This window comes from Burkholderia sp. Ac-20345, from assembly GCF_017104825.1.
GTDB lineage: Bacteria > Pseudomonadota > Gammaproteobacteria > Burkholderiales > Burkholderiaceae > Burkholderia > Burkholderia lata_B.
In genome coordinates this window covers 1-16,770 of the sequence record NZ_JAAGPO010000113.1, presented here as the reverse complement: position 1 = coordinate 16,770, position 16,770 = coordinate 1, and the positions used below count along the sequence as shown (strand labels likewise).

16 protein-coding genes are annotated in these 16,770 nt (G+C 66.4%); 5 read left to right on the top strand and 11 right to left on the bottom strand.

Going from position 1 to position 16,770, the window contains the following annotated elements; translation table 11 throughout:
* Positions 1-8 precede the first annotated feature (8 nt).
* The 7 genes from G3O06_RS30885 to G3O06_RS30855 form a co-directional block, all read right to left on the bottom strand.
* On the bottom strand, positions 9-1,190 hold the full coding sequence (locus G3O06_RS30885) for a glycosyltransferase (RefSeq protein WP_205818475.1): 1,182 nt from the start codon (positions 1,188-1,190) through the stop codon (positions 9-11).
* Positions 1,191-1,232: 42 nt separating this feature from the next.
* Positions 1,233-3,455, bottom strand: a complete 2,223-nt coding sequence (locus G3O06_RS30880) for a GNVR domain-containing protein (RefSeq protein ID WP_205818474.1) — start codon at positions 3,453-3,455, stop codon at positions 1,233-1,235.
* A 231-nt stretch (positions 3,456-3,686) separates the two neighbouring features.
* On the bottom strand, positions 3,687-4,259 hold the full coding sequence (gmhB, locus tag G3O06_RS30875; RefSeq protein ID WP_205818473.1) for a D-glycero-beta-D-manno-heptose 1,7-bisphosphate 7-phosphatase: 573 nt from the start codon (positions 4,257-4,259) through the stop codon (positions 3,687-3,689).
* Entirely contained in the window at positions 4,249-4,980 is a 732-nt protein-coding gene (locus G3O06_RS30870; RefSeq protein WP_241020327.1) for a nucleotidyltransferase family protein, read from the bottom strand. Before G3O06_RS30870 ends, gmhB begins: the two co-directional genes overlap by 11 nt.
* Positions 4,977-5,558 carry a D-sedoheptulose 7-phosphate isomerase gene (locus G3O06_RS30865; RefSeq protein ID WP_174917280.1) on the bottom strand — a complete coding sequence of 194 codons (582 nt, stop codon included), beginning with the start codon at positions 5,556-5,558 and terminating at the stop codon, positions 4,977-4,979. The genes G3O06_RS30870 and G3O06_RS30865 overlap by 4 nt, the downstream gene beginning before the upstream one ends.
* Positions 5,555-6,601, bottom strand: a complete 1,047-nt coding sequence (locus tag G3O06_RS30860) for a dehydrogenase (protein WP_174917281.1) — start codon at positions 6,599-6,601, stop codon at positions 5,555-5,557. The genes G3O06_RS30865 and G3O06_RS30860 overlap by 4 nt, the downstream gene beginning before the upstream one ends.
* Positions 6,602-6,832: 231 nt before the next feature.
* Entirely contained in the window at positions 6,833-7,048 is a 216-nt protein-coding gene (locus G3O06_RS30855) for a hypothetical protein (protein WP_205818471.1), read from the bottom strand.
* A 67-nt stretch (positions 7,049-7,115) separates the two neighbouring features.
* Between G3O06_RS30855 and G3O06_RS30850 the strand changes: the two genes are divergently transcribed.
* Both G3O06_RS30850 and G3O06_RS30845 read left to right on the top strand, forming a co-directional pair.
* Entirely contained in the window at positions 7,116-8,231 is a 1,116-nt protein-coding gene (locus G3O06_RS30850; protein WP_241020330.1) for a polysaccharide biosynthesis/export family protein, read from the top strand.
* 461 nt (positions 8,232-8,692) lie between these two features.
* Positions 8,693-10,894 carry a glycoside hydrolase family 3 C-terminal domain-containing protein gene (locus tag G3O06_RS30845; RefSeq protein ID WP_205818469.1) on the top strand — a complete coding sequence of 734 codons (2,202 nt, stop codon included), beginning with the start codon at positions 8,693-8,695 and terminating at the stop codon, positions 10,892-10,894.
* 77 nt (positions 10,895-10,971) lie between these two features.
* On the opposite strand, the gene G3O06_RS30840 is transcribed toward G3O06_RS30845, so the two are convergent.
* Complete coding sequence (locus G3O06_RS30840) at positions 10,972-11,142, bottom strand: hypothetical protein (RefSeq protein ID WP_205818468.1); 171 nt, start codon at positions 11,140-11,142, stop codon at positions 10,972-10,974.
* The gene (locus G3O06_RS30835) at positions 11,142-11,720 is read right to left on the bottom strand and encodes a DUF4865 family protein (RefSeq protein ID WP_205818467.1); all 579 of its coding nucleotides are present in this window, start codon (positions 11,718-11,720) and stop codon (positions 11,142-11,144) included. The genes G3O06_RS30840 and G3O06_RS30835 overlap by 1 nt, the downstream gene beginning before the upstream one ends.
* A gap of 127 nt (positions 11,721-11,847) precedes the next feature.
* Here G3O06_RS30835 and G3O06_RS30830 point away from each other — a divergent pair, with 127 nt between their 5' ends.
* The 3 genes from G3O06_RS30830 to G3O06_RS30820 all read left to right on the top strand — a co-directional run bounded on the left by G3O06_RS30830 (position 11,848) and on the right by G3O06_RS30820 (position 14,213).
* Complete coding sequence (locus G3O06_RS30830; protein ID WP_174917285.1) at positions 11,848-12,705, top strand: LysR family transcriptional regulator; 858 nt, start codon at positions 11,848-11,850, stop codon at positions 12,703-12,705.
* A 29-nt stretch (positions 12,706-12,734) separates the two neighbouring features.
* On the top strand, positions 12,735-13,385 hold the full coding sequence (locus tag G3O06_RS30825; protein ID WP_205818466.1) for a DUF2625 domain-containing protein: 651 nt from the start codon (positions 12,735-12,737) through the stop codon (positions 13,383-13,385).
* 240 nt (positions 13,386-13,625) lie between these two features.
* Positions 13,626-14,213, top strand: a complete 588-nt coding sequence (locus tag G3O06_RS30820) for a YigZ family protein (protein WP_174996422.1) — start codon at positions 13,626-13,628, stop codon at positions 14,211-14,213.
* Positions 14,214-14,344: 131 nt separating this feature from the next.
* Here the strand turns inward: G3O06_RS30820 and ppk2 are convergent, their stop codons facing one another.
* Positions 14,345-15,295, bottom strand: coding sequence for a polyphosphate kinase 2 (ppk2, locus tag G3O06_RS30815; RefSeq protein ID WP_174917287.1), 951 nt, complete (start codon positions 15,293-15,295; stop codon positions 14,345-14,347).
* An 89-nt stretch (positions 15,296-15,384) separates the two neighbouring features.
* Positions 15,385-16,767, bottom strand: coding sequence for an OmpW family protein (locus G3O06_RS30810; protein ID WP_205818483.1), 1,383 nt, complete (start codon positions 16,765-16,767; stop codon positions 15,385-15,387).
* Positions 16,768-16,770 lie beyond the last annotated feature (3 nt).

Genomic DNA, 16,770 nt, shown 5'->3' with positions numbered 1-16,770 from the left:
CGCCTCTTTCACGCTTGCGTCCGTCCTGCGCGCGGCCGGTCATGCACGGCCCGGTCCAGCGCACCATGCAACTCCGCGCTCACCGCGCCGGACGAAAAACGCTGCGCGTTCACCCGCCCGGCGCTCACCCGATCGGCCCGCAGCGACGGGTCGCCCGCGACGCGTTCGATCTGCCTGCCCCATTCGGCGGCATCCGTCGCATCGGCAACGGCCACGAACGACTCGCCCATCGTGTAGCGGTACACCGGCAAATCCGACGCGACGACCGGAAGGCCGACGAACTGCGCCTCGATCACCGTGCGGCCGAAGCCTTCGTGCAGCGTCGGCGACACGTACAGATCCGATGCCTGGAAGAAGTAGCCGAGATCGTCGTCGCCGACGTTCTCGACGAAATGCGCGGCGAATCCCGCCTGTGCGGCGATGTCCCGGCATTCGTCGCGATTGGCCTGGTTCTGCGCGCTGCCCACCCGCAGCACCATCACGTCCTTGCGCCCGAGCAAGGCCATCGCGCGAAACAGCGTCGCATTGTTCTTGCGTGTTTCGTCGGAGCCGACGTTCAGCACGACCAGCGCTGCGTCAATATGGATGCCGAAGCGGGTCAGCAACATCGCGCGCGCCCGTTCGCGCACCGCGGCGTCGATCGGCGTATAGCGATCGTCGAACGCATTGGGTACGACCTGTATCCGGTCGGCACGGATGCGCAGGTCCGCCAGCGCTTCCTGCGCCGTCACCTCCGACGGCGCGAGCACCACGTCCGCGGTCGCGATCAGCGACTGCGTCAGCCGCATGTACGCATTCTTCAGCTTTTCGACGACGCCGCGCACCTGCCCCGGACGCTGCACGTGATGCAGCACGATGCCGACGCGGCCGCCCGCCCACCGCACCAGCGGAATCATGAACGCCAGGTCTTCCTGGTACAGCATCACGAAGTGCCCGGCGCGCGCCGCCGCGACCGCGCGCAGCGGGTACAGCACGAACTGCGTCCAGTAGCGCCGGAACGAGCGCGGCGCGGCCGGAATGTCGACCGGCTCCACGTCGAATCCCGCCAATACCGGGATGAAGTCGATGCATTTGAGGCTGTATCGCATGACCCCATTCCAGCTCACCGGCCGCGGGCCGAGAAACCATACGACCCGCACCACCTGCGCGTCGCGCCGCAGTCCATCCTTGCTTGCCATCGAATCACTCATGCGATGCACTCCTCGCCCAATAGCATCGAATCACCCATGCGATCAGGCGCGCGCCGCGGCGAAGCCGGCGCCGATCCGGCGAATGCCGCGCAACGGCGACGGCTCGAAGCCGTTGAACACCAGCCCGTCGATGCGCACGCCGATCTTGCCCAGGCTGTCGAGCGCATCCGTGACGCCGGCCGAGTTCGCCGAACCCTGGCGGGCTACCAGCAGCGTCATGTCCGCAACGCGCGACAATGCCGCGAGGTCGGCCACCGGCAGCGCGGACGGCGCATCCACGATGACCATGTCGTACCGGCTCCGCAACGACGCGGCCAGCGCGTCGAGACGTGCCTGGTCGAACAGGTTGCGCGTCGACGCGCCCTGCTTGCCGGCGGACAGCGCATCGAGCCGGCCGGCGACGCGGGTGATCGCATCATCGACCGGCAGCGCGTCCTTCAGTACGTCGGACAGGCCTTTCGTCGCCGTGACCGGCAGATAGCGATGCAGCCCCGGCGCGCGCACGTTGGCGTCCACGATCACCGTCTTGAGCCCCTTCTCGGCGTACAGGTACGCGAGATTGGCGGCGATCATCGACTTGCCCTGCGCCGGCGCCGCGGACGACACCAGCACGACCTTCGCATCGCCGCCATACGCGGCCAGCCGGTGCCGCAACGTCAACGCCAGGCTGTCCATCGCGTCGGCCAGCGGCACGTCGGCCGGCTCCTTCGTCGCGATGAATGCCGGCGTGCGGTTCGCATCCGCTTCGGCCTGGCGGCGCGAATTCGGCAGAATGCCGAGCATCGGGATGCCGAGTGCCGCCTCCAGGTCATGCGGATCGCGAATGCGCCCAGCCAGCAATGCACGGCCCTGCGCGACGAGAAAGCCCAGCATCAGTCCGGTCACGGCACCGGCCAGGATCGCGATCAGGCGCTTCGGCCGGACCGGCTTGTCGCTGACGACCGCCTTGTCGACGATCGACGCGTTGCCGACCGTGCCGGCTTCCGCGATCTGCAACTGCTGCGTGTTGTTCAGCAACCCGACGTAGAGCTGATTGTTGACCTCGACGTCGCGCGCCAGACGCAAGTACGTCTGCTGCTGCGACGGCAGCCGCGCGGCTTTCTCCTTCAGCACCGCGGCCTGCTTGTCGAGTTCCTTCAGCTTGTTGGCTGCCGCCACGACCTGCGGTTGCCCCGGCACGTATTTCGACAACAGGTCCTGGTACGCGAGCTTGGTCTCGAGCCGCGACTTGTCGACGAACGCCAGTTGCTCGACGAGCAGCCGGATGTCGCCCTGCGCGTCGATCGAACCCTGCTGGTTGCGAAACGCGTTCAGCGCCTGCTCGGCCTGTTGCAGCCGTGCCTTGACGATCGGCATCTGCGCGTTGAGGAACGCGAGACTGCGCTCGGCATCGTCGGCGCGGCGTCTCGCGTTGAAGCTCAGGTAGGCCGCGGCGATCGCGTTGAGCATGCGCGCGGCAAAGACCGGATCGGCGTCCTCGAAACTCAGCTGCATGATGCCCGACTGCCGCTTCGTCTCGGTCACGCCCAGCTTCTTCAGGATTGCTTCGAGACGCACGTCGGTGGCGACGCACCGCACGCGGAATTCCGCGCCGGGGCGCGCGACGATCCGCGCCACGTCGACGCGATAGCCGTTGCTCTCGCTCGGTACGCCGACCACCCCGCTCAGCACCACCTGACCGCTGCGGTCCTTCAGCCGAAACCGGTTGTCGTCGAGATAATCGAACGCCAGCGACTTGCCGGCCTGCGCGGCCGGCACCTCGAACGTCCTGAACTCCAGGCGCTCGCCGCCCCATGCCCACGACGACATCCCGAGCGGCGCATCGGCGAGACCGTTCGCGTCTTTCGGCATGAGCGAACCGATGAGGCCGCCAATGACCGGAAACCGGTTCTCGACCGACACCTCGGCCTGTGCGGCCGTCGCATTCATTGCTTCCACGACGACCGAACGCGAGCGGACGATGTCGATTTCGCCGACCACGGCCGAATTCTGGATATCGAGCGCCTTCGAGATCGACGACAGCGATCCCAGTGCACTGGCCTTGTTCTCTTCGATCTGGATCAGCGTGTCAGCCGAATACACCGGCGTTGCCGCAACCGCATAGACGATCGCCAGCAGCAGGCAGGCCGCGAACACGGCCGCGAAGAGGCGCCCGTTGTCGAGTACGTTCTCCAGCAAATCGATCGGCGACAACCGCGTCGCATTCCAGCCGGCGTGTTTCGTTTCGTTTTGATGCCCGGTAAATGCAGGTCGGTCCATCTTCATGCTGAACTCCAGAATGGAAGATCCGGCTGGCTTCGCCGCTTTACGCGCGTTGTTGTTCACGTTCATGTCTTTGAAATTCCGGCTGGAAATCCTTCAGTGCCGATCGGGGAAACCGCGCCCCGCGAACCTGGATTCCCCGTGTGTTTCCGCCCGACGGGCGCGACGGCCGGCGTCCGTTCCCGAGCCCTCGCTCGTGTCATTCCGGCATGCCGTCGTCGATGCTGCCGCCCCCTACGCACGCGCGGCGGCGATCTCCGTACCCAGCAGCGCCGCGCCGATGTCGGCGAGCCGTGCGACGACGTCGGCCGCCGGATCGGCTTCCGCACGGCCGGGCTGGTCGCCCACGAACAGGAAGCGACGCCCGACGCCGGCGCGCGCGCCCGCATCGAGATCGGACTGCTTGTCGCCGACCAGGATCGACGCGGACAGGTCGAGATCGAGATCGCGCCGCGCGTCGTGCAGCATCCCGGGCTGCGGTTTCCGGCATGCGCACGCCTGCCGGTAGCGGCCCATCCCGGCCACCGGGTGATGCGGGCAGAAATAGACGCGGTCGATTCTCGCGCCCCGCTCGTCGAACCTGCGCCGCATCCATTCCATGAACGCGACGAACTGCGACTCCGAAAAATACCCGCGGCCGATGCCGGCCTGATTCGTCACGACGACCACCTGGTGACCGGTCGCATTGGCCAGCCGCACGAGATCGAAAATGCCGTCGACGAACACGCAGTCCTGATGCCGGTGCACGTAGCCGTAGTCGACGTTGATCACGCCGTCGCGATCCAGGAACAGTGCCTTACGCTTCACTGGTTCGCGTCTCCAGCATCGGCGGAATGACGGTTTGCGCACGTCGGTAGTCCGCCGGCACACCGATGTCGATGAATGCCGTGACCTCCGGAAACACACGGATGTCGAGCGCGTCGAACCGTTCGCCCAGGAAGTCCTGCTCGAACGAGAATTTCTCCGGCAGCGCGCAACCGAGCAGCGTGCGCGCGTTGACGACGTACGTGCCCGCATTGATGTAGCCCTGCGCCGGGCGCTTCTCGCGGAATGCCGACAGCCTGCGCGAGGTCGCGTCGAATTCGAGCGTGCCGTAGCGCGACGCATCGTCGACCCGCGTTGCCGCCACGACGAGATCAGCGCGCGTCGCGCGATAGAACGCCGACAAGGCATGCACATCCAGGTTCGACCACGTATCGCCGTTCATCACGATCATGTCGCGCTCGCCGCTGGCCTTCAGCGCGTGAACGATCGCGCCGCCGGTGCCGAGCGGCTCGTCCTCCTCGACCACGGAAATCGCGATGCCGAAATCGCGCGACGTCACGAGCGCCTTGATCGGGCCGCTGCCGTAGCCGAGCGACAGCACCACCTCCTTCACGCCCTGCTGCCGGAGCCCCTGCAGCATCCAGTACAGAAACGGCTCGCCGTCGATCGGCGCGAGCGCCTTCGGCAGCGTGTCGCCCAGCACCGGGCGCAGCCGCGTACCGAGGCCGCCGGCAAGGATCAGGCAGGGCAGCATCGCGTTCATGCAAAGATCCGCTCTTCGACGATGCCGCAAATGATGTGGCCGCACACGAGATGCCCTTCCTGGATCTTCGGTGTCGACGCGGACGGAATCTCGATGCAGAGGTCGGCACGCTTGCGCATTTCGGCGGCACCGGGGCCGTTGCCGGTGAACCCGACCGAAAACATGCCGGCCGTCCGGGCCACTTCCAGCGCACGCAGGATGTTCGGCGAACGCCCGGACGTCGAATACGCCCAGAAGATGTCGCCGGGGCGTCCCGTCGCCTGGATCTGGCGCTCGAACAGTTTCTCGTAGCCGTAGTCGTTGCCGATCGCGGTCATGACCGAGCTGTCCACGGTCAGCGCAAACGCCGCGAGGCCCGGCCGATCGAAATTGAAACGGCTGACGAATTCGCCGGCGATGTGCTGCGCGTCCGCCGCGCTGCCGCCATTGCCCGCCAGCAGGATCTTGTTGCCCGCGCGCAGCGCCTCCGTCACGCGCTCGGCCACCTGCTCGATCCGCGCCACTTGCTCGCGGTCCGACACGAGCGCCGTCAGCACCGACAACGTCTGGCGAATTTCGCTCTCTACCGCGATCGTCATTGATTCTTTCTCCACGACTGTGCACCGATGTCGGTGAACGTACAGTTGAGCACCTGGCCATTGATCCCGTTGTATGCATCCAGCGCGCGCATCACGGCCGGCCGTTCGACCGGATCGACGAAGAACATCATGAAGCCGCCGCCGCCCGCGCCGGACACCTTGCCCGCCTTCGCGCCGGCCCGGACCGCGACGCGGTACAGGTCGTCGATCATCGAGTTCGAGATGTTCTTCGCCATCCGCTTCTTCGATTCCCATGCGTCGCGCATCGACGCGGCGAACGCGTCGAAATCGGCGCGCAGCACGGCCTCCTTCATGCGCACGGCCTCGTCCTTCACTTCGTGCAACGCGGCCAGCGAATCGACCACGCCTTCCGTCACGTTGCTGCTTTGTTCCTTGATGATGTTGGCCGACTCGCGCGATACGCCCGTGTAATACAGCACGAGCGACGCCTCCATCTCGGCCTTGATTTCCTGCTTGATCCGCAACGGATTGACGATCACGCGATCGCCGTAGAACTCCATGAAGTTCAGCCCGCCGAACGTCGCCGCGTATTGATCCTGCTTGCCGCCGGCAAGCCCGAGATCCTCCCGCTCGATGTCGTGCGCGAGGTGGGCGATGTCGTATTCGCCGAGCGGCAGCGACAGCAGTTCGCAGAAGGCCCTGACCAGCGCGACGACGATCGTCGACGACGATCCGAGCCCGGAGCCCGGAGGCGCTTCGGAGCACGTCGTGATCGTGACGGCCAGCGGATGGCCGCCGTGAAAATCGCGGACGATCCGGTTGTAGACGCCCACGTGCAGCCCGAGCCCGTTCTGCACCTCGAGCACCGGCGACACGGGGCCGATCCATCGGGTATCCGTATCGGCCGCGACCAGTTCGACCTTCGCGTCGTCGCGCGGCGCGATCGACGCGTACGCAAACTTCTCGATCGTCACATTCAGCGCCAGACCGCCGAACCGGTCCGAATAAGGCGGCACGTCGGTTCCGCCGCCGCCCAAACCCAACCGCAAAGGCGCCCTCGAACGGGCAATGAAGCGTGTCATGAAATCTCTCGCAGACAATGAGCCGGACGCCGGCACGATGCCGTTCCCGCTCCCGCACATTCCGCCGGGAATGCACGGCCATGTTCGTTGGCGCCACTATGCGATAGATGTCCGGCACGCTGCGTGCGATGGCTTACATTAAGCCGCCGCCGCGATTTCGAAGCGTCCAACCTGCGTTACGCTCTGTTCGCGATCGGCCCGGCGACGGGCGAAACGGCATGAAAAACGCCGTCACGTTCCCGGCCACGCGCGACGACGTCCTTCCGTCATTGCCGGTTTTTGACAATTGCTTTCGGAAGCGATGCCGCGGCGAAACACGCGCCGATTGCCCGGTTCCTGAATGCCGCCGGGAAGCGTCATCACGATGTTCGGAACGAAGCGGGCACGCGACGAGCGGCCCGAATTCGATCCGGATAACGTATCAATCGATTCATCGCTGCTGGACACAAAAATGAAAAACGTTCTACCGTTCGATTCCGTGGCGCCGGGCCACACTCGCACTGCCGTGCACGGCATGTGCATCGCGCTCTCCTTCGCAACCGTCGCGATCCTTTCCGCATGCACGGTCGTGCCGGGGCAGCACATGAGTTCGACCGCGTTGCCGGTCACGACCGCCGACAACGGCGACGTGACCAGCGACATGCAGGTGCCGGTCAAGCAGATCGACCTGACGCAGATCGAGCAGATCCGGGCCGAACAGAAGCGCGCCCCCGCCGCGTCCATCCCGCCGAACCTGTTCGCGAAGTCGGACATGTACCGGCTCGGTGCCGGCGACGTGCTGCAGATCACGGTGTGGGATCACCCCGAATTCGCGACGGCCGCCGGGCAGCCCGTGCAAAACACGAAGGCCGCAGACGCCGCGCCCGGCTTCGTCGTCGACAGCAGCGGCAACGTGCAGTTTCCGTACGTCCCGCGGCCGATCCATGCAGTCGGGAAAACCGTCGCGCAGATCCAGCACGAGGTCAAGACCGAGCTCAGCAAGGTGTTCGTCAAGCCGCAGGTCACGGTTCGCGTCGCCTCGTTCCGCGCGACGCAGGTCTATATCGACGGCGAAGTGCGCAACCCGGGCGCGCAGGCGATCAACGACATTCCGATGACGCTGATCGAAGCCGTCAGCCGCGCGGGCGGATTCGCGCCGACCGCGGATCAGAGCCGCGTCACGATCACCCGCAACGGCACGATCTATCCGCTGAACGTCGCGCAGATGATGAGGACGGGGAAGAATCCGGCGGACATCATGCTGAAGCCCGGCGACATGCTGCATGTAGGCGCGCGCGACGACAATCCCGTGTACGTGATGGGCGAAGTGGTCAGGCCGCAAGCCGTCGCGCCGCTGCGCGACGGTACGCTCACGCTGAGTGAAGCGCTCACGCAGGCCGGCCAGCTCAACCAGCAGACCTCGAATGCCAAGCAGGTGTTCGTGCTGCGCAAGGCCGCCGACAGCGCCCCCGTCATCTATCACCTCGACATGCAGTCGCCGGTGTCGATGCTGCTCGCGAACCAGTTCCCGCTGACGTCGAAGGACGTCGTCTATGTCGACAACACCGGGCTCGTCCGCGCAAGCCGCGTGCTGAACCTGCTGCTGCCGGCGATCAGCGCCGGATTGACCGGCGCGCTCGTCACGAAGTAAGCCGCCGAGTGCGTGGCCCGGTCCGGTTCGATGCGCACGCAACGAACCGGATTGCCCACGTCGGCATCTTCCCCGCAAAAGCGCCTGCCTCAAGGTACTTCTTACCCGGCCGAACCCCATCGATCGGGAACGATGACCGTCTTTCCACCCCGCCGCGCGACCGAGCCGAAGAAAGATCGGACATATCGGTATAAACACCGATGCTGTAGTCAAACTACATTCATACCATTAGTCGCTGCAGAGAATCGCTACATCCGATTCGGCAGCGTCGGGCGGCCCGTGCGTCGCCGCCCGCGTGCGCCGGTCGGGCCCATCCGGCCGTAACGATTCCCCGCCTGATCTGGCATGCCGACGCGCAATCACCCAGCATCGCCAGCCGTATGCGTCCAGTGCGAATCCATCGGACGTGCGCAGCTCCAGACATCATCCGAACAACCGGCAATACGATCATGGAGAGCAACATGCGGGACACACTCTGGCCGGCCGTCGTGCTGGCAGCGACCCTCTGCACCACCGCCTACGCGGGCGATGCCGATTTCAATGCGCAAGGCGACGCCACCGATGCGTTCGCGTCCGCCGCGGCGGTCCGGCGCGCCGACCTGCTCGTGCGCAAGATGACGCTCGACGAAAAACTTCAGTTCATTCATTCGCAATACGAAATGTCGAAGGTGCCGGGCGGCGGCGCCGGCTACATCCAGGGCGTGCCGAGGCTCGGCATTCCCGACCTGAACATGGTCGATTCGGCGACGGGTTCCGGCAGCACGTCGCAGGCCAGCACGACGTTCCCCGCGACGATCGCCGTCGCCGCGAGCTGGGATCGCCGCCTGTCGTACGACTACGGCAAGCAGGTCGCGATCCAGTTGCGCGCGCAAGGGTTCGGCATGGGTCTCGGCGGCGGCACCAATCTCGCACGCGAACCGCGCGGCGGCCGCCTGTTCGAGTATCTCGGCGAGGATCCGCTGCTGGCCGGCGACCTGCTCGCCGAACGCACGCTTGCCACGCAGCGGCAGAAGGTCATCGCGACCATCAAGCACTACGCCGGCAACGAGCAGGAGCACGGCCGCATGGGCGGCAACACGCAGATCGACGAGCGCACGCTGCGCGAGATCTACTTGCTGCCGTTCGAGATCGCCGCGAAGCGCGGGCGGCCCGGCAGCGTGATGTGCAGCTACAACCGCCTGAACGGCGCGTATGCGTGCGAGAACCCTCACCTGCTGAACGACGTGCTGAAGAACGAATGGGGCTTCCAGGGCCAGGTGCAGTCCGACTGGGGCGCGACGCACAGCACCGCCGCCGCGATCAACGCCGGGCTCGACGAGGAAGAAGACGTCGGGCCGTCCGTGTACCTGACGCCGACGGCCGTCAAGCAGGCCATTGCGAACGGCTCGGTGTCGACAGCACGACTCGACGACATGGTGCGGCGCAAGCTCGCGGTGATGATCCGCGTCGGCGTGATGGACGATCCGGCCAAGGGCGGCGGCGCGATCGATTTCGCGGCAGCGAACCGGTTCGCGCAGGCCGCTTCCGAGCAGTCGATCGTGCTTCTGAAGAACGACGGCAACCAGTTGCCGCTTGCCGCGTCGGCGCTGTCGCATATCGCCGTGATCGGCGGCCATGCCGATGCGGCCGTGCTGTCGGGCGGTGGCTCGGGCAACACGCGCGCCCCGGTCTCGGGATCGTTCGCGGGCTGCGGCGGCCTCACGTTCGGGTCATCGACGGGATGCAGCTGGTGGCGCAATCCGTGGCTGAAAGTCGACGTGCCGATCGTCGCGGCGATCCGCGCGCTCGCGCCGGCCGCGCAGGTCACGTATGCGGGCAACAGCGACCAGCAGTCGCCGTTCCGCGCGTACACGCAGCAGGAGATCGACCAGGCCGCGGCACTCGCGGGCCGCTCGGACGTCGCGATCGTCGTGGTCGCGCAGCCGGCCGGCGAGGATTTCGGCGATCTCCAGAGCCTGAGCCTCGCGAACCCGTCGAATCAGGATGCGCTCGTCGAAGCCGTCGCGCGCGCGAATCCGCACACGATCGTCGTCGTCCAGAGCGGCAACCCGGTGCTGATGCCGTGGAAGGACCAGGTGTCCGCGATCGTCGAGGCGTGGTATCCGGGCGAGGCCGGCGGCAAGGCGATCGCGAACGTGCTGTTCGGCGCGGTCAACCCGTCCGGCAAGCTGCCCGTCACGTTCCCCGCGCGCGACCAGGATTCGCCGGCCTGGGGGCAAAACGGTGCGTTCGACAACGATCCCGTCTACGCGGAAAAGCTGAACATGGGCTATCGCTGGTATGACGCGCACAACATCAAGCCGATGTTCGAGTTCGGCTACGGGTTGTCGTACACGCACTTCGCGTATTCGGGGCTGTCGGTGGCGAAGCAATGGGACGGCTCGCTGAGCGTCGCGTTCACGGTGCGCAACGACGGGCGCGTCGCCGGTGCGGAAACGCCGCAGGTCTACCTCGGCGTGCCGTACAAGGACGAACCGCCGAAGCGGCTGGTCGGCTGGGAGAAGATCCGGCTGAATCCGGGCGAGACGCGGCGTGTACGCGTGACCGTGTCGCCGCGGATGCAGAGTGTGTGGGATACGTCGCGTAACGGCTGGCGCGTGGTGCCGGGCGGAACGGTGTACGTTGGTGCGTCGTCGCGGGATATCCGGCTGCAGGGGCACTGAGCGGCGATAACCCGACGGAAGGGCCGCGCGCGTCGTTGGCCGGCTCTTCCGTATTCACCCGCGCGCACTGGCAATCGTTACCGGAACAGCAGCGCCAGCAACGTCGCGAGCGCGGCGATCGTGACGATTCCCGCCGCCATCCCGGCCAGATGCGCGGCGATCGCCAGTCCGGCCGGCAACCGCACCGATGCCGCGGCACTCGGCCTGCCCGCCGGCCCGGCCCGCGATCGAGACGCGACGCAGGTCATCACACCCCGCTCCCGTCGAGCGTATCGAGCAACGGCCGGGCCAGATGCAGGACCTGGTACACCGTGCCCGCGCCGCTGTCGTCCGGTTCGTGTTCCGATACGAGCACTCGCGTCAGCCGCCAGCGCAGCGGATCGAGGCTGACGGCGACCGCGACCGTCCCCTGCCGCGCCGCCACGTCTCGATTGCGCGCGATCTCCTGTGCCAGCGTCGCATCGAGGTCGGCGTCCGCCGGAATATCGACGGCTTCCAGCCGCACGAAGCGCCCCGTCGACGCACTGCCCTTGCGCGCATCGAGTGCGACCTGCACGTCGATCGGCGCGCGCCCGAAACTGTCCGTCACGACCCGGTAGCGGCCGTCCGTGACGAACCCGGCGAACGCCTGTTCGTTGCGCCACAGATAAAGCGACGCATAGCCGTTTTCCGTCGCACCGTAGCGGCCCGCCTCGCGCAGCAGGAACCCCTTGAACACCAGGTCCGGCGTGTCGTCCCAGAGCCTGCCGCGCTCGCGCACGCGATTGCGGATGATGTCGAGATCGTAGTCCGCCGGCAGGCGGTGCACGTAGTACGCGGTCAGCATGATCGACTCCTGGGAAGGAAAAGGGAGATTCCGAACGGCTTGAGAACAGCGTAGAAGACCTTGAATCATTTGAAAAGACGATGGCAGAATATTTCAATGATTCATTTTCCAAATGGATGAGTAAGCGATGAAGACGCTCGACATCGAAGCCGTGCAGGCGTTCGTGCTGACCGCCGACCTCAAGAGCTTCACGCGGGCTGCCGAGGCGATGGACACGACGCAGTCCGCGGTGAGCCTGAAGATCAAGCGGCTTGAAGACGGCCTCGGCCGCCGCCTGCTGGAACGCACGCCGCGGCAGGTTCGCCTGTCGGCCGACGGCACCGCGTTCCTGGAACCCGCGCGCGAGCTCGTGGCCGCTCACCAGGGTGCGGTCGGCGCGTTCGGCGCCGGCCAGCGACGGCTGGTGATCGGCGTGAGCCATCACGTCGTCGGCGCCGATCTGCCGATGCTGCTTCGGCGCATGAGCGAAGCGGAACCGGGGCTCGTGCTGGAGATCCGGGTCGCCGCGTCGCGCGACGTGCTCGACGCGTTCGACCGCGGCCAGCTCGATGCCGCCGTCGCGCTGCAGCACGACAGCCGGCGCCTCGACGGTGAAACCCTGCTGTCGGAGTCGTTCGGCTGGATGGCCGCGAGCGATTTCGAGTACCATCCGCCGCAACCGCTGCGGCTCGCGACGCAGGCCGAGCCGTGCAGCGTGCGCCGCATGGCGATCGGTGCGCTGGACGAAGCCGGTGTCGCGTGGACGGAAGTATTCGTCGGCGGCGGCGTGGCGACGATCGGTGCGGCGGTGTCTGCGGGGCTGGCCGTCGCCGCGCTCGGGCATCGCGTGGCGCCCGTCGGGACGGTCGACGTGGGGGCGCGATACGGGCTGCCGCCCTTGCCGACGCGCGACGTGGTGCTCTATTCGAACCTGACCGATGCGCGGGCCCGGCAGGCGCTGCGCACGCTGGGCGCGGCGCTGCGGTCGTCGGTCGGCGTGCGCTGATGTCGCGCTTGAACAACCGGAGAAAACACATGCGTCCGCTGGACGAACTGGTAAACGAACGCGAGTCCGCGCTCCCGAATTTGCTCGAGTGGGCGGCGGCAGCCAGTCACCGTTGCGAAATACTGCCCGCCTCCGATCGGAGCGGCGAAGTGCTTTCCGCGCTTCAGGTAACCACCCGATCGCCCCTGGGCGCAATCGCTTATTCGACCGGCGGCATACTGGTGGACGGGGGCTACCTTCGTCTGCTCGGCTCAGGCCATCCCCGGCTGCCCAGAGACATCGTCGGCTGGAATGAAGGGCGATCGTCCGGCTTTCTATTGATCGCGGACGATGCCGTCGGCGGATTCTTCGCGTTGAACGGAGGCGCACTCGGGGACGACACGGGTTCGGTGTACTACCTTGCGCCCGACACCCTGGAATGGGAGCCCCTCGAGATCGGGTACAGCGACTTCGTGCGGTGGTCGCTCGGCGAGAATCTGCACGACTTCTATGCGAGCTTGCGCTGGCCGGGCTGGCAAGCGGATGTCCAGCATCTGACGACGGATCAATGCTTCAGCTTTTATCCGTTCCTGTGGACGAAAGAAGGATCGGTGGAACACAGCAGCCGCAAGGCGGTCAGCGTGTCCGAGCTTTACGCGCTCCATGCCGACCCTGGATCCGCCGCGTCACGGCAACCGTGACCAGGCCGCCATATCTGAATATCGACCACCGCACCATTCACATCGGTGCGCCTCTTTTTCTGCCTCCGGCATATCACGCAGGCCGGGTTCCGACGGCATCGAAATGCTTCGATGCGCGCCACGGTAAAATCCGGTCTTCATCCCGCCCATGCAGCCGGCCCATGCCTGCCCGGGCCTGGACCAAAAGAATCGATACGCCTCCATCATCTTGATTTCCTTACACTTTCCCCGTCGCGACGCATGATGTACTCGCTCGCCACCACTTACATCCGCGAACTCGAGATCCGCAAGAGCCGCTTCATCGCGTACGCGATTCCCGTCGACGACCGCGACGCCGCGATGCAGGCGCTGCAACGCCTGCGCGACGAACACCCGACGGCCACGCACGTGTGCTGGGCACTGCTGGCAGGCGGTCAGTCGGGGATGTCGGACGACGGCGAGCCGTCGGGCACGGCGGGCCGGCCGATCCTGGAAGTGCTGCGCCATCACGATCTCGATGGCGTGCTCGGCGCAGTCGTGCGTTACTACGGCGGCGTGAAGCTCGGCGCGGGCGGTCTGGTGCGCGCGTACACCGATGCAATCGCGTCGGCGCTGCTCGATGCCGAGCGCATCGAGCGCATCCGCTACACGCGGCTCGCGATCGAGATCGGCTATCCCGAGGAGGCACGCGTGCGCCGCTGGATCGATCAGGCGGGTTATGAACTGGTGGATAGCGCGTACGGGATGACGGTCAAGCTCGTGATCAAGCTGCCCGAGACCGCCGACGCGAATGCGCGAATCGAGTTGTTCGACCTGACGCAAGGGCGATCGGGCTTTCCCGATCTGTGACGCACGCGAGCCGCCCGCTCCGTCATCCCGCTGCCGGCAAATTCCGCCGAAAAATCAGATTGGCTCGATAGAAAACCGCGCGCCGCGTTGCACGGCGCGCCCCTTCATCGCATCGAATCCGCGCTGGCCGCTCAGTAAGTATCCGGCACGATCATGTCGTCCGGCGTCGGGCGGCGGATGTAATCCTCGTGATGCTCGCGCGGCGGCAGGTCGATCGACGCGTGCGGGACCTCGTGATACGGCACCTGCTGCAGCAGATGGTGAATGCAGTTCAGCCGCGCGCGCTTCTTGTCGACGGCCTGCACGACCCACCACGGCGCTTCCGGAATGTGCGTGCGCAGCAGCATCTCTTCCTTCGCGGCCGTGTAGGCTTCCCAGCGGCGGCGGCTCTCGAGATCCATCGGGCTCAGCTTCCATTGCTTGAGCGGATCCTCGATCCGGCTCTGGAATCGCACTTCCTGCTCATGATCGGTGATCGAGAACCAGTACTTGACGATCTGGATCCCGCTGCGCACCAGCATCTTCTCGAACTCGGGCACCGAACGGAAAAACTCCTCGTATTCCTCGTCGGTACAGAAGTTCATCACGCGCTCGACGCCCGCGCGGTTGTACCAGCTGCGGTCGAACAGCACGATCTCGCCGCCGGCCGGCAGATGCGCGACATAGCGCTGGAAATACCATTGCGTGCGTTCGCGGTTGCTCGGTGCGGGCAGCGCGGCGACCCGGCAAACACGCGGGTTCAGCCGCTGCGTGATGCGCTTGATCGCACCGCCCTTGCCGGCCGCGTCGCGCCCCTCGAAAATGACGACGAGCCGGTGCCCGGTGCTCACGACCCAGTCCTGCAGCTTGACGAGCTCGCCCTGCAGCCGGAACAGCTCGCGGAAATACTCCTTGCGCGCCTCGCGACGCTCCTGCGAAAACAGCAGGTCGTCGTTGTCGTCGAAGCGGCGGTCGTCGAGCTCCATCTCGAGCTCTTCGTCGTAGGCGTCGACCAGATCTTCCTCGAAGCGGCGCTGGCGCGCCTCCATCGATTCCATATCGGTGCGGTCGTCGGTCTCGGTGCGGGTATCGTTGTCGCCCATGGGGCCTCCTTCCATCATTGACGCAGCCAAACTCCAACATTATCCCAGTGTCGCGCGTCAAATTCATGAAAAAAGGGCCGGCGCGCCAGTCAGAAGCGGAACGCGAGCAACACGCTGGCCAGCACGGGGTTCGCGGCAATATCGAACGTGTTCGACGCGAGCTGCCGGTTCGGCTGGTCGATGTCCAGCGTAATCTTCGTACGTAACGGGATATAGGTCACCATGCCGGTGATCCAGAACTGGCGCGTGATCTGGTAGCTCGCGCCGACGGTGAACACCGGCTCCCACACGCTCTTCACCTTGGCCGACACGTTGGTCTTGCCCGACAGCAGCAGGTCGCCGCCGGCATCCCAGATGCGCTGGAACAGCGACGGGTCGAGCAGCAGCGACTGCAGGCTGCCGATGTCCGAGCCCGCCGCGAGCAGCCCGCCGAGCGACGCGAGCTTGCGCTGGAATACGGGATTCAGGTTCGTGTTCGTGAAGCGCGTATAGCTGATGCCGATGCCCGCGAACGGGCGGAAACGATCGTCGCGCTCGCCGAGGTAATACTTGAATACGACGGACCCGAGCCACGCGCGCGTGGTCGCGAGCGGGTTGCTTTGCGTGTTCGCGAGATCGATCAGCGGCAGCCGGCCCTGGACGCCCGCGAAGATTCGGTCGAGCGGCAGCCCGATGCTGCCGTGCCCGCGCAGCGTCAGCACCGGCGGAATGCCGCCGCCGAGTTCGGCCGCCCAGTTTTCCGAGAAAAAGTGGGTCAACGTGAACGCCAGCGTATTCGTGTTGCTCAGCGACAGCTGCGAACCCTGGTTCTGGAAGCTGTTCAGCCCAAGCGCGTCGGTACGTGTCGTGACGGGCGTCGAACGGCCCGTCGTCGCGACGAAATGCCAGCCGAGGCCGACCATGTTGCGATCGCTGCCCATCAGTTGCTCCATCAGCGGCGGCGCCTGCGCGGCAGGCAGGTCGGGCAGCCGCGACGGATCGATCGGATGCAGCTCGTACGGCATCCGGTCCGCGTGGACGACGCCCCGCGAGACCGCACCACTCTCCGCTGCCTCGCGTACGTCAGCCGATGCGCAGCGTGCACCGCCCTGTCCGTCGTCATCGCCGGCGAAGCCGATCCCGTCCGCGCCGTCGACGGCACCGACACCCTCGTCGTGCGCCGGGCCGCATGCGGCCATCCTCTGGCCGAGCGTGATCTTGCCTGCCGTCAGCGGCACCGCACGCGGCGGCACGTCGGCCGCGCCCTCCGCACCGGCGGCCCCACGCCGGGCCGAGCCCGCATCGGTCGCCCACGCGCTCGCATCGAACCCGTCCGCGTCGCCGCCCGGCCAGAAGCCCATCCCGTCCGCACCGGCCTGCCAGCGTGGCCCCGCGTCGCCGTCGGGCTGCGGCGCGCCCTGGCCGGCGGCCGCACACGCGACCAGCCTCGCCGCGCGCCCGCGCGACAGCGGACGCCCGGCGCCCGGCCGCACGCC

What these genes read in the sequence shown, in the direction of transcription:
- G3O06_RS30885 (WP_205818475.1), bottom strand. Translation starts at nt 1,190, where the DNA reads ATGAGTGATTCGATGGCAAGCAAGGATGGACTGCGGCGCGACGCGCAG.
- G3O06_RS30880 (WP_205818474.1), bottom strand. Translation starts at nt 3,455, where the DNA reads ATGAAGATGGACCGACCTGCATTTACCGGGCATCAAAACGAAACGAAA.
- G3O06_RS30870 (WP_241020327.1), bottom strand. Translation starts at nt 4,980, where the DNA reads ATGAACGCGATGCTGCCCTGCCTGATCCTTGCCGGCGGCCTCGGTACG.
- G3O06_RS30865 (WP_174917280.1), bottom strand. Translation starts at nt 5,558, where the DNA reads ATGACGATCGCGGTAGAGAGCGAAATTCGCCAGACGTTGTCGGTGCTG.
- G3O06_RS30860 (WP_174917281.1), bottom strand. Translation starts at nt 6,601, where the DNA reads ATGACACGCTTCATTGCCCGTTCGAGGGCGCCTTTGCGGTTGGGTTTG.
- G3O06_RS30850 (WP_241020330.1), top strand. Translation starts at nt 7,116, where the DNA reads ATGTGCATCGCGCTCTCCTTCGCAACCGTCGCGATCCTTTCCGCATGC.
- G3O06_RS30845 (WP_205818469.1), top strand. Translation starts at nt 8,693, where the DNA reads ATGCGGGACACACTCTGGCCGGCCGTCGTGCTGGCAGCGACCCTCTGC.
- G3O06_RS30840 (WP_205818468.1), bottom strand. Translation starts at nt 11,142, where the DNA reads ATGACCTGCGTCGCGTCTCGATCGCGGGCCGGGCCGGCGGGCAGGCCG.
- G3O06_RS30835 (WP_205818467.1), bottom strand. Translation starts at nt 11,720, where the DNA reads ATGCTGACCGCGTACTACGTGCACCGCCTGCCGGCGGACTACGATCTC.
- G3O06_RS30830 (WP_174917285.1), top strand. Translation starts at nt 11,848, where the DNA reads ATGAAGACGCTCGACATCGAAGCCGTGCAGGCGTTCGTGCTGACCGCC.
- G3O06_RS30825 (WP_205818466.1), top strand. Translation starts at nt 12,735, where the DNA reads ATGCGTCCGCTGGACGAACTGGTAAACGAACGCGAGTCCGCGCTCCCG.
- G3O06_RS30820 (WP_174996422.1), top strand. Translation starts at nt 13,626, where the DNA reads ATGATGTACTCGCTCGCCACCACTTACATCCGCGAACTCGAGATCCGC.
- ppk2 (WP_174917287.1), bottom strand. Translation starts at nt 15,295, where the DNA reads ATGGGCGACAACGATACCCGCACCGAGACCGACGACCGCACCGATATG.